Origin of the sequence: Corallococcus sp. CA041A (assembly GCF_003612075.1) — a bacterium.
GTDB lineage: Bacteria > Myxococcota > Myxococcia > Myxococcales > Myxococcaceae > Corallococcus > Corallococcus exiguus.
In genome coordinates this window covers 1-12580 of record NZ_RAWF01000096.1, presented here as the reverse complement: position 1 = coordinate 12580, position 12580 = coordinate 1, and the positions used below count along the sequence as shown (strand labels likewise).

General features: G+C 66.5%; 10 protein-coding genes. 6 read left to right on the top strand and 4 right to left on the bottom strand.

From position 1 onward, the window contains the following. The first annotated feature begins 3 nt into the window (after positions 1-3). The 6 genes from D7V77_RS18695 to D7V77_RS18670 all read left to right on the top strand — a co-directional run bounded on the left by D7V77_RS18695 (position 4) and on the right by D7V77_RS18670 (position 9022). Positions 4-699: an immunity 52 family protein gene (locus tag D7V77_RS18695; protein WP_120577643.1), complete on the top strand. Its 696-nt coding sequence runs from the start codon at positions 4-6 to the stop codon at positions 697-699. Then, positions 699-1655: a WD40 repeat domain-containing protein gene (locus D7V77_RS18690; RefSeq protein WP_120577642.1), complete on the top strand. Its 957-nt coding sequence runs from the start codon at positions 699-701 to the stop codon at positions 1653-1655. Before D7V77_RS18695 ends, D7V77_RS18690 begins: the two co-directional genes overlap by 1 nt. A gap of 28 nt (positions 1656-1683) precedes the next feature. After that, positions 1684-4209 (top strand): PQQ-dependent sugar dehydrogenase, encoded by a 2526-nt coding sequence (locus tag D7V77_RS18685; protein ID WP_158624433.1) that lies wholly within the window; start codon positions 1684-1686, stop codon positions 4207-4209. Between the two features lie 165 nt (positions 4210-4374). After that, positions 4375-6255: a sorbosone dehydrogenase family protein gene (locus D7V77_RS18680; protein WP_158624432.1), complete on the top strand. Its 1881-nt coding sequence runs from the start codon at positions 4375-4377 to the stop codon at positions 6253-6255. Between the two features lie 162 nt (positions 6256-6417). Next, positions 6418-8307 (top strand): PQQ-dependent sugar dehydrogenase, encoded by a 1890-nt coding sequence (locus D7V77_RS18675; RefSeq protein ID WP_158624431.1) that lies wholly within the window; start codon positions 6418-6420, stop codon positions 8305-8307. Positions 8308-8374: 67 nt separating this feature from the next. Next, the gene (locus tag D7V77_RS18670) at positions 8375-9022 is read left to right on the top strand and encodes a cysteine hydrolase family protein (protein WP_169820696.1); all 648 of its coding nucleotides are present in this window, start codon (positions 8375-8377) and stop codon (positions 9020-9022) included. A 30-nt stretch (positions 9023-9052) separates the two neighbouring features. Here the strand turns inward: D7V77_RS18670 and D7V77_RS18665 are convergent, their stop codons facing one another. From D7V77_RS18665 to D7V77_RS43760, 4 genes are all read right to left on the bottom strand, one after another. Next, a complete protein-coding gene (locus D7V77_RS18665) occupies positions 9053-9598 on the bottom strand; it encodes a hypothetical protein (protein ID WP_120577656.1) in 546 nt (181 codons plus the stop codon). 84 nt (positions 9599-9682) lie between these two features. Then, positions 9683-11740, bottom strand: coding sequence for a cation:proton antiporter (locus D7V77_RS18660; RefSeq protein WP_120577638.1), 2058 nt, complete (start codon positions 11738-11740; stop codon positions 9683-9685). An 86-nt stretch (positions 11741-11826) separates the two neighbouring features. Then, a complete protein-coding gene (locus D7V77_RS43765) occupies positions 11827-11988 on the bottom strand; it encodes a hypothetical protein (protein WP_158624430.1) in 162 nt (53 codons plus the stop codon). A 153-nt stretch (positions 11989-12141) separates the two neighbouring features. Beyond that, a partial coding sequence (locus tag D7V77_RS43760) for a hypothetical protein (protein ID WP_158624429.1) occupies positions 12142-12580 on the bottom strand: 439 nt, incomplete at its 5' end.

Below are 12580 nucleotides of genomic sequence, written 5' to 3'. Positions count from 1 at the left end.
CTGATGACTGAAACCTACTACGCAGGGGTGTACTGGCCCGGAAGGCCCGAGCCGCTGGAGACCCATGCTCGGCGGGCCGAAGCCCTGTTCCAGCGGTTGGCTTCCACAGACCCGATCCTCGCGAATTGGTACGAGCAGGCCCGCTCCCGGGAGCCGGCGCTCAACAGCCGGATCAGTCCAGATGCCCTTTCGCTTCAGCAACTGCTCAAGAAGACGAAGTACCAGATAGGCGAAGGCGAAATCTCCTTCGCCGCCTGGAACGGGAGTGCTGACGACAGCAGCGTCGTCAACTTCTCCTGCGGGGCTCTGGTGCCGGGTGCCGTGGACCTTTGCGTTTGGACCCCCTCTGCGCCAAGGCTCCTCTCCCAGCAGAGAGCGTCCCTGGTGCTGAAGGCGATGGTGCTGGCCTGGGAGCCTGAATGGGGCATCGTCACTTCCGACGCGCACCGGGACTCGGTGTCTGAGTCAGGCGACGCAGGCACGTTCATCGGATGGATGACGTACTTCTCCCGGGACCGAGGTCCGGTGCCGCATCTTCCCGGCCCCGTGCGAGTCGAACCCGTTGAGGACCGAGGCACCCTCGTCATCCTGACCCCGGAACGATTCACGCTGACCAGGCCGGATCATGTCGCGCTCGCGGAAGAGGTGCGGGACCAGTTGCAACGGGTCGGGTTGCTGGAACCGCTTGGAGCGTCTTGATGCTGACCCCTGACACCGCGAAACACTTGTCCCTGCTGCGGACGCTGGGGGAGCCGGAGCTGTCGCCGTACACACGGTGGCAGTGGCTGGGGTGGGATGCGTCGTCGCGTTACCTGCTGTCCGTCCAGAAGCAGGGCGGGACACCGTTGCGCTGGTGGGACCTGCACTCGGAAGAGACGACTCCGCTCTTCGCGCACTCCGTTTCCCGCTGCGTGGCCGCGTGGTTCCTCCCTGGCTCCCAGCGCCTCCTGTCCGTGACGGTTCGCGGCACCCTCCGGACCTGGTCCGTCACCGACGGCACGCTGCTGTCCTCGGTGGAGACCGGTGGTTCCGTCTCCAGCGCGTGTCTGTCCTCGGACGGAACCCGCCTGCTGCTCACCGCCGGCCAGGGGCGTGTCATGCTCTGGGACCTGGAGCGCAACTGGCTCGTGTGGCGGCTGGAGGATCCTGCCTACCTCTATGGCTGCGCGCTGTCGCCGGATGGCCGGTTCGCGGCCGCGGGCGCCGCCGAGGAGCAGGAGGGCGCCGCGACGCGCGGTTCCGTTCGCCTCTGGGATGCGAGAACCGGCAAGCCCGTGGGGACCCGTGCGCTCGATGCCCAGTGGATCTGGAACGTGGCGTTCACGCCGTCTGGAGAGTCGCTGGTCGCCTCGAATACCGGTGGCCAGTTGTTCTTCCTGGGCCTCCCCGGACTGGCAACGCTTCGGACCCTCGAGGCTCCAGGCTCCGGTGCGCTGCAGATGGAGTTCAACTCCGATGGCTCTCTACTGGCTGCGAGCGCGGACACGAGCGCGTTCGTGGTCATCGATGTCCGCGAGGGCCGGGACGTCTTCGGCTATTCGGACCTGGATGACATGCAGGGCAGCACCGCGAACTTCTCCCCCGACGGACGCTTCGTGAGCTGGGGCATGGACGACGGCAAGGTAGGCATCTGGGGCGTGAAGCCCAGACCCTGAGGAAGGGATGGATGGTAGCGTGTCTGCCATGCGTTCAGTCTATTCCTTGGTGTTTCTTGCATGTCTTGCGGCCTTCACTGCCCAGGCCCAGGTCTATATTCCTACCCCCAATGGCGCCTATGGCGTCGAAGTCGCGAAGTTCATCGAGACACAGGAGATTGAGAATGCATCCGGACTGGTCTGGGCTCCGGACGGTTCCAACCGCCTGTTCGTGGTGATCAAGGGAGGGAAGGTCCGGATCATCCAGAACGGCGCGCTCCAGCCTACGCCATTCATCGATGAGCTGGTGGCAACGGATGGAGAGCAGGGCCTGCAAAGCCTTGCCTTCGATCCGGACTTCGCGACCAACCGCTACGTCTACGTCTTCGCCAGTCAGCCGAACATCGACGTAGGGGGTGTCACCCGCTACATGGCGCAGATTCTGCGGTTCACGGAGGCTGGCGGTGTGGGTGTCAACCGGACCGTCATCGTGGACAACATCCCGCAAAACAAGAGCCACAATGGCGGAGGTCTGGCCTTCGGTCCGGATGGGCTCCTGTATTTTGGAGTGGGGGATGGAGACATCTACGCAGGGACCAATGATGACCTGTCCCTGATGTCGTCGAAGATCCTCCGCGTCCACAAGGACGGAAGCATTCCCACGGACAACCCCTTCTACGATGACTGGGGGCCGAACAACGATCTCATCTGGGCCCGAGGCTTCCGCAATCCCTTCCGGATCCGCTTCCAGCCTGGAACCGGGAAGCTTTGGGCCAACGTTGCCGGGAACATCGCCGAGCAGATCTTCAGCGTGGGGCGGGGTGACCATGCGGGCTGGTGGCAGTATGAGAACAACCAGCCCCAGGGATTCCTGTCGCCACTCGTCGCCTATACGCCAGGGCTGTGGGACGTGTACTCCTTCACGTCGACAGGAGCCGTGCGCAAGGGCGGGGTCGCGACCTTCACCGTGGAGGGCACCTATCCGGTCTCCTCTCTGCGCAAGGGCAAGAAGGTCCATCTGCGGGATGTGGCAGACCCCAGCTTCAATGGAGTCGGCTACATCACCGGCTTTCCGACGCCCCTGTCGTTCACGGTGGATCAGCCCGGTCCGGATGCGGTGAGCGGTGGCGGTGGCCTGCAGACAGACCAGATGGGCGATGCCGTGGTCGGTGGTGTGTTCTACGCAGGCTCACGATTTTCCTCCGAGTACCAGGGCGATTACTTCTTCGCCGACTTCGGTGGGTACCTCCACCGGGTGGACCTGGGAGCGGATGGCTCCGTGAAAAAGGTGGAGCTCGTGGTGAACTACGTCCACGAGTCGAACTTCACCGACGTCGCGGTGGGACCGGATGGCGCGCTGTATGTCTCATCCTTCTACAGCACGATCTTCCGGATCACGCCGCTGCCCGCGGGCCAGGGCGTGATCGTCTCCACTCAAGACCTGGTCGTCCCCGAAGGAGGGTCGAAGACCCTCATGGTCTCCCTGGCCATGCCTCCCACGACCCCGACGTATGTGGCCCTCGTGAGGCGTGAAGAGGACTCGGACATCCGGGTGAGCGCCGGGCAGCCGATGCTCTTCGACGCGACCAACTGGAGCGTCCCGCAGTTCGTCACCCTCAGCGCGGCCCAGGACGCGGATTATGAAATCGACCACGCCACGTTCTTCGTCACCATGGACCAGGGCTTTCCGGAGGGCGTGCCCGGCGTGGAGATCCACGCGCGCACCGAGGAGGATGAAGTCCAGGCGCTCCAACTCTCCACCACGTCGTTCGACCTGGACGAGGGAATGGGCGGCACCTTCACCGTCCGCCTGACCTACGTGCCGACGTCTGCCGTGACGGTCACCGTGGCCCGGACTTCGGGGAGCGCGGACGTGACCGTCACCGGCGGCGCCTCCCTGACCTTCACGCCCGAGGACGGCACCTCGGCGAAGACGGTCACCGTGGCGACCGCGCGTGACACGGACAGCGAGGACGACGTGGCCTTGTTGACGGTGTCCTCTCCGGGACTCACCTCGCGGGTGGTCACCGTCATCGCCAGGGACGTGGCTGGCGTGCCCACCATCACCTCCGCACCCGTGACGCAGGCGACCGTGGGGAAGCCCTATACATATACAGTCACGGCGTTCGGGAAGCCCGAGCCGCTGCTGACGCTGGTGCAGGGGCCGCAAGGCATGACGCTGGACCCTGTCAGTGGACGTCTGTCCTGGACGCCCGCGACCGAAGCGACCGTGACCGTCTCCGTGCGCGCCAGCAATGGACAGCTTCCGGATTCAGTCCAGACGTTCCAGATCCAGGTCCGAGCGTCAGGAGTCCCCGACGCCGGCACCGATGCGGGCAGTGTCGTGGACGCTGGCGCCCAGACGGATGCCGGGGCCAATACGGATGCGGGGACCGGAACGGACGGTGGCTCCGTCGCGGACGCGGGCACCCAGCAGGATGGCGGCACGGTGACGGGCCCCAAGGAGGATGAATCCGGCGGATGCAGTGCTGGCGCCACCGCGCTTCCGGGTGTCCTGGGCGGGTGGTTGCTCGCGGGTCTTCTGTGGAGGCCTCGCCGCGCCCGGCGGAGCTGAATCCAGAACTGGAAGGAAAAGACTGACGGACAGACGGGAAGGCACGCTAGCGTGCTCGATATGCGATCCATTGCCGCCTGGCTTGCCCTGGCATTGCTGACTGCCTTCCCCGTCTATTCCCAACCTGTCGAGACTGCTCGTGACCTTGAGATCATCGATAACTGGGTGATCTTCAGCGACAACGATGCCACCCGGATGGGATGGGTTCCGGACGGCTCTGGCCGCCTGTTCGTGACGACGATGAGGGGAAAGGTCCTCGTCGTGGTGAACGGGGTGTTGCAGCCCACCCCCTTCATCTCCGAGTCGTTCACCCAGGGGCACGATCAGCAAGGCCTCCTGGGCATGGCCTTCGATCCGGACTTCGCGAACAACCACTACGTCTATTTCTTCGCGGCGATGCCGGGCTACACGTTGCAGATCTTCCGGTACACCGACGTCGGTGGCGTCGGCGTGAATCGCACCGTCATCGTGGACGGGCTCCAGGCGGGAGTGCTCGACTACGACGGCGGCGGCATGACCTTCGGTCCGGATGGCATGCTGTACTTCGGGGTGGGAAATCTCCACGGCAGCCGGGGCGAAGATGTCTTGACGAGCGCGGCGGGAAAGATCCACCGCGTGCGCCCGGATGGCACCGTGCCTACCGACAACCCCTTCTACGATGGACCGGGCCCCAACGTGGACAGCATCTGGGCGCAGGGCTTCTGCAATCTCTACGGGTTGGTCTTCCAGCCGGGAACCGGCCGCCTGTGGGCCAATGCCTCAAGTCCGGAGAATCTTCAGATCTTCAGCGTGAGTCCGGGCGATCATGGAGGGTGGCCCCACTACAACTACAGGCGCCCCGCGGGCTACCTTTCGCCCGTTTATTCATACATCCCCGCCAACTTTGATGACTCTCCGCTCACGTCGACAGGTGCGGTGCGGCAGAACGGCGTTGCGACCTTCACGCTGCTGGGCGACTCCGTGGATTCCTATTGGTACCGCAAAGGGACGCGGATCCTGATTCGGGATGTGGAGGAGCCCAGCTTCAACGGTGATTTCTATGTCACGGGGCATCCGTCTCCGCAGTCATTTACCGTGGATCAGCCTGAGCCGGATGCGGTGAGCGGCGGTGGTCAGCTCAGGCGATGGCCCCAGGGCGAGTTCGTCATGGGAGGCATGTTCTATACAGGGACGCGCTTCCCCACGAGCTACTCCGGCAACTACTTGTACACGGACTTCCGCGGAATGCTTCATCGGATCCGGTTCGCGGCGGACGGCTCCATGGCCAATGAAGACGTCATCATGAACTATGAGACAGGCGGCGGCTTCGTCGACGTGAACGAGGGACCGGACGGGGCGCTGTACGTGCTGAGCTATTACGGCGGAATCAACCGGATCACTCCGGTGCCAGGAGGCCAGGCCTTGATCGTGTCGCCGTCGGACCTCGTCATCCCGGAGGGCGGAACCCAGACGGTCATGGTGTCCCTGGCGATGCCTCCCGCCGTGGACGTCTGGGTCAAGGTGGCAGTGCAGGGTGGCGATGGCGACCTCTCCGTGGTGGACGGCGCCTCGCTTCGGTTCACGATCGAGAACTGGAGCGTTCCCCAATTCGTGACGCTGGGCGCGGCGCAGGACGCGGATGCGGACGTCGAACATGCGTCCTTCACGTTCACGCCGACGCAGGACTTCCCCGTGGTCACCGTCCATGCCCGCACGGAAGAGGACGAAGTGCCGGAGGAGCCCGCTACCGACGGAGGCATTGCGGGGGATGCCGGGAGCGAATTCGACGCCGGAACCCTTGAGGATGCGGGGACCCTCGAAGATGCAGGGACCGTGGAGGATGCGGGAACCCTCGATGATGCGGGGACCGTGGAGGACGCGGGAACCCAGGTGGACGCCGGAGCGGTCGTGGACGCGGGCTCCTCAAAGGACGGCGGCACGGTGCCTGTGCACCTGGAGGATGAATCCGGCGGGTGCAGTGCCGGCGCCACCGCGCTTCCGGGCGTCCTGGCCTGGTGGCTGCTCGCGGGACTCGAGTGGAGGCCCCGCCGCGCCCGGCGGAGCTGAATCCAGAGCTGGAAAGAAAAGACTGACGGACAGACGGGGAGGCGCGCTAGCCTGATCTGTATGCGATCCATTGTCCCTTGGCTTGCCCTGGCATTGCTGACCGCCTTCCCCGTCTATTCCCAACCCGTCGAGACAGCTTCTGACCTCGAAATCATGGACTGGGTGACGTTCCCACACTACGACGCCACCCGGATGGGATGGGTTCCGGACGGATCTGGCCGCCTGTTCGTGACGACGATGTCTGGAAAGGTCATCGTCGTGGAAAACGGGGTGTTGCAGCCGACCCCCTTCATCTCCGAGTCATTCGAGCAGGGGCACGAGCAGCAAGGCCTTCTGGGGATGGCCTTCGATCCGGACTTCGCGAACAACCACTACGTCTACTTCTTCGCGGCGATGCCGGGCTTCACGTTGCAGATCTTCCGGTACACCGACGTTGGCGGCGTCGGCTTGAATCGCACCGTCATCGTGGACGGCCTCAAGGCGGGAGTGCTCGACTACGACGGCGGCGGGATGACCTTCGGCCCCGATGGCATGCTGTACTTCGGGGTGGGGTCTCTCTATGGCTATCGCGACCCAGATGTTCTGACGAACGCGGCGGGCAAGATCCACCGGGTGCGTCCGGATGGCACCGTGCCCACGGACAATCCCTTCTACGACGGGGCTGGCCCCAACGTGGACAGCATCTGGGCGCGGGGCTTCTGCAATCTCTATGGACTGGTCTTCCAGCCGGGGACCGGACGCTTGTGGGCCAATGCCTCGGGCCCGCGGGCCAATCAGCTCTTCAGCGTCAGCCCGGGGGATCATGGTGGCTGGCCCGACTACGAGAACAACCAACCCGCTGGCTACCTCTCGCCGGTGTATTCATACCTGCCAGGGGTCATTGATGAGTATCCGTTCACCCCGACAGGCGCGGTGCGGCAGAACGGCGTCGCGACCTTCACGATGATGGGCGACGACCTGGAGTCCTCTTCGTACCGCAAAGGGACGCGGCTCCTGATCAGGAACGTGGAGGACCCCAGCTTCAACGGCGATTTCTATGTCACGGGGCATCCCTCCTCGCGGTCGTTCACCGTGGACCAACCGGAGCCGGACGCGGTGAGCGGCGGCGGTCGGCTCAGGCGATGGCCGGAGGGTGAGTTCACCATGGGCGGCATGTTCTATGAGGGGACACGCTTCCCCGCGAGCTACTCCCACAACTACTTGTACGCGGACTTCCGCGGGATGTTTCATCGGATCCGGTTCGCGGTGGATGGCTCCGTGGCCACGGATGACATCATCATCAATCGTGACGGAGGAGGCGGCTTCGTCGACGTGAGCAAAGGGCCGGACGGGGCGCTGTATGTGTTGAGCTATTATGGGGTGATCTTGCGGGTCACTCCGACGCCGGAAGGTCAGGCCTTGATCGTGTCGCCCTTGGATCTCGTCATTCCGGAGGGCGAAACCCAGACGGTCATGGTGTCCCTGGCGATGCCGCCCCTGGTGGATGTCTGGGTCAAGGTGGCGGTGCAGGGTGGAGAGGGCGACCTGTCCGTGGTCGAGGGTGGCTCGCTTCGCTTCACACTCGAGAACTGGAGCGTTCCTCAATTCGTGACGCTGGGCGCGGTGCAGGACGCGGATGCGGACGTCGAACACGCGTCCTTCACGTTCACGCCGTCGCAGGACTTCCCCGTGGTCACCGTCCATGCCCGCACGGAAGAGGACGAAGTGCCGGAGGAGCCTGCCAATGACGGCGGCGTCGACGGCGGACCGGAAATGGATGCGGGAACCCTCGAGGATGCCGGGACTGTCGAAGACGCGGGAACCCTCGAGGATGCGGGAACTATCGAAGACGCGGGGGCCATCGAGGACGCAGGGACCGTGGAGGATGCGGGAACCCTGGTGGACGCCGGAGCGGTCGTGGACGCGGGCTCCGCGAAGGATGGCGGCACGGTGCCCGTGCACATGGAGGATGAATCCGGCGGGTGCAGTGCCGGCGCCAGCGCGCTCCCAGGCGTCCTGGCCTGGTGGTTGCTCTCCGGGCTCGTGTGGAGGCCCCGCCGCGCCCGGCGGTAACCCTTCGCGCGCGGCACCTGGGCGATCGGCGACAGGATGATTAGCGTTTCGCCACGGGGAGGTGGACGTGGCGAAGCCGCGCCAGGCGGTCCGGAAGCAGACGCGCACGCCGCATGAGCGGCGGCATGACACCGCGCTGCTCATCATCGACGTCATCAACGACCTGGAGTTCCCGGGCGGGGAGAACGTCCTGCCCTGGGCGCTGCGCATGGTGGAGCGCCTGGGCCCCTTCGCCGAAAGGATGCGCAAGGCGGGCGTCCCGGTCATCTACGTCAACGACAACTTCGACCTGTGGCGCAGCAGCTTCACGGATGTCTACAAACACTGCACCCGGAAGGACAGCCGGGGCCAGCGGGTCGCCCGCGCGCTCAAGCCCCGGCCGGACGACTACTTCATCCTCAAGCCCAAGCACTCGGCCTTCTTCGCCACGTCGCTGGTGCCCCTGCTGGAGCACCTGGGCACGAAGAAGCTGCTGCTCGCGGGCATCGCCACCAACCTGTGCGTCTTCTTCAGCGCCCACGACGCGCACATGCACGAGTTCAAGATCACCGTGCTCAGCGACTGCTGCTGCGCGGAGAGCGACAAGGACCACGACCTGGCCCTGGATCAACTCCAGCGCTTCCTGCGGGTGCGCGTCTGCCGCGGGGACGAGGTGCACCTGCAACCCCGCTCGCGCCGCCGCGCCACGCGAAAGCCCCCGCCAGAATGGAAGTGACGGGGGCTGCCTGACACGGTGGAGGACGGCTCAGACGTCCTTGTCGTCGTCATCATCGTCGTCGTCGAGGATGTGGCACTTGCCGGCATCCTCGTCGAGCGCCTTGCCGATGAACTCCTTCACCAGGTCGTCGCCGTTGAAGACCAGGGACAAGGAGTTCTGCTCCCCGCCCACGTCCTCTTTCTTGTCCAGGACGAGCTTGCCGCCCAGCGCCGTCGCGTTCCCGTCGACGTGCGCGCCCGCGGGCACCCGCACCTCGCCGCCGATGGACACCACGTCGCCCTTCACCTTGGCACCGGGCTCCAGGATGACGCGGCCCCGGATGGCGGCCACGTCGTTGTCCACCACCGCGCCCTTCTTCACGATGACGTCGCCATCCACGGCGACCGCGTCCTTGATCTTCTCCCCGGGCTCGATGACCAGGTTCGTCCCCTGGACCGCCTTGCTCCCATCCTTGACGTTGACGCAGATGGTCTTGGCGGGAGCCTTGGCCGGCTTCTTCGCCGGCTCCGCCGCCAGGGCAGGCAAGGCCAGCGAGCAGGCGAGCAACAGGGTGGGCAGGAACGGGCGGCGCATGGCGGGAACCTCCGGAACGCGGAAGGGGAGCGGCATGCCCTTGCTACGGACGGCCGCGTCCCCCATTGCATCCGGTGCCCTGCCTCAGCCGAGCACGCCCTTCGCCGCGTCGATGGCCTCATGAGTCCCCGCGAGCGCGAGGATGTCACCCGCGCGCAGCACCTCCTGCGCGGTGGGCACCAGCACGCCTGCTTCGCCCCGCCGGATGGCCAGCACCGTGGCCCCCGTCATGCCGCGCAGGTTGAGCTCCGCCAGGGTCCGGCCCACCGCCGCGCTGGACTCGCCGAGCGCCACCGACTCCGGTTCGCCAATGCCGGGCAGCATCTGACGCACGCCGTGCAGCACGTCCTGTGACGGCTCGTCCTCGTCGCCCTTGGCGTGGGACTGGGCCGCGAGCGCCTCCACGATGACCTGCGCGCCCGCTCGCATGTGTCCCTGCAGGTTCGTGGCGCTCTTCCAGAAGGCGAAGCCCATCACGCCCAGGGACACCAGCAGCACCACCGCGCCCGGCACGCCGGGAATGAACGGTTGGGTGATGGCCAGCACCGGCACGCCCACCATGAAGACGCTGGCCAACTGGAGCGCCACCACCAGCACCCGCCGAGGCGCCGCCGCCAGGTCCACCCTGCCGTTGGCGGCCGCCGGTAGCGCGCCCTCCGCCAGCACCACGCCCAGCCGCCGCCCCATCCGCACGATGCCCACGCAGAAGGGCAGGGCCAGCGCCGTGGACAGGCCGATGACGATCCACGGCGTCATCGTCTTGCCCCAGCCCATGCGCTCGTCGATGAACTCCGTCACCTGGGGCAGCAGCACGGACGTGCCAATGACGATGATGGTGATGAACGCCGCGTCCAGCAGCATCAGCAGTGCCATGCGCCGCACGCGCGCGCCCACCGTCTTCTGGCGCGGCGACGTGCGCAGGTTCTCCACCCAGCTGCCGTACAGCGACGCGAACGTCTGCAGCGGCGCCGGCAGCTTGCGGTCCACCCAGTTGGCGATGGGACCGGACGCGCGGATGAGCCATGGCGTCGTCAATGTGGTGATGGCGGACACGGCCACCGCCACCGGATAGAGGAACGTGCCCGTGGCCTTCAGGGACAGGCCCAGGCCCGCGATGATGAAGGAGAACTCGCCAATCTGGGACAGGCTCAGTCCCGCCTGCACGGACGTGCGCGTGCCGTTGCCCGTGAAGAACGCGCCCAGCGACACGCTGAGGATCTTCCCCACGACGACCACACCGGTGAGCACCGCGATGGCCGCCCAGTGCTCGCGGATGAGCGCCGGGTCGATGAGCATGCCCACCGACACGAAGAACACCGCGCCGAACAGGTCTCGCACCGGCTGCACCAGGTGTTCAATCTCCTTGCCCTCGCCGGACTCCGCCACCAGCGAGCCCGCAAGGAACGCGCCCAGCGCCACCGAGTAGCCGAACGTCTGCGCCAGCAGCGCGCCCGCGAAGCAGATGCCCACGCTGCTGACGAGCGTCGTCTCCGGCCGCTGGAGCTTCGTGATGTAGCGCATCAACCGGGGCACGACGAACAAGCCAATGCCGACCAGCCCCACGAGGAACGCGGCCAGCTTGCCCACCGTCAGCGCCAGGTCCCAGGCGGACAGGCCCGAGCCGGTGGACACCGCGGTGAGCATGGCCATCAGCAGGATGCCGATGAGGTCTTCCACGATGAGGATGCCCACCACGATGCCGCGCAGCGCACCCCGGATGTTCTGCTCGTCGAACGCCTTGGCGATGATGGTGGTGCTGGAGATGGCGATGCAGCAGCCGGTGAAAAGGCTCTCCAGCATCGTCCAGCCGAAGGCGCGGCCAACGATGAAGCCCAGCCACACCATCACGCTGCACTGGATGACGGCGGTGAGCCCCGCGGTGGGCCCCACCTGGAACAGCCGCCGCAGGCTGAACTCCAGCCCCAGGGAGAACATCAGCAGGATGACGCCCATCTCCGACAGCGTCTGCACGATGCCCGGGTCCGCCACCAGCGGAATGGGGACGTGCGGTCCGATGATGAAGCCCGCGAGGATGTAGCCCAGCACCACCGGCTGGCGCAGGCGCTGGAAGAGGACCGTGGTGACCGCCGCGACACAAAGGACGGTGGCGAGGGCTTGGAGGAACGCGTGGGCGTCGTGCATGGGGGCGCCTCTGGAGGTGATGGGCTCGCGATGAGCGGCCCCGCCCGTGCTGCGCGGGGCCGGATCCACAGGAAGTTAGGGCGGAATCAGCTGCATCGCTCGAGGGCAATGGCCCCGGCGATGATGAGCACACACAGCAGTCCGCTCCACAACAGGCGCGCGCCCTGCCACTGATCGTGGGTGGAGCCGCCCTGCTGGGTCTGCTGCGACGGGGGTGAGGTGGGCTCGGGGGAAGGGGATGAAGACATGGAGGAAGGTCTCGCGCGGCCGCGAAGGGCGCACCGCGTGCTGGAAGGTTTGTGTCGTGGGAGCGGCCTGCCCGCCGGGTTCCCAGAGGACACACCGGGAGGCGGAAGCGGACGCGGGCCCGCGAACGAAAGAGGAGGCACGAAAGAAACCGCTCAGCCCTGGCCGGGCGGACCCTGCGCCGGGCAGTTCACCGTCCGGGGACGGTCCGCCAGCGGCGTGAGCCGGGAGGGCAGCGCCCGGGCAAGCAGGCCCTCGGCCAGCGCCAGCATCCGCGCGTCATGGCGCGCGAGGATCGCGCGCAGCGTGTCCGGCCGGGGCGTGAAGGGTGTCGGGGGGCGGAGGCCGGCGCCACCGCCATCCACCTGATCTCGCGAGCCCGCCCGCGGGGCGGCCACGTGCAAGCCATGCAGCAGCCCCGCTTCCTCCCACCCCAGCTTCGGGGTGGAAGGCGAGCGCGACACCCCATGCGTCCGGGACGCCGCGGCCTCCAGGTGGGCTCCGCGCGAGGACCTCGAGGGCAGCCCCATCATTCCCAGGAGCCCGGCCAGCACCGCCGCGCACACGGCCGCCGTCAGGGCGAACCTGCTCTCG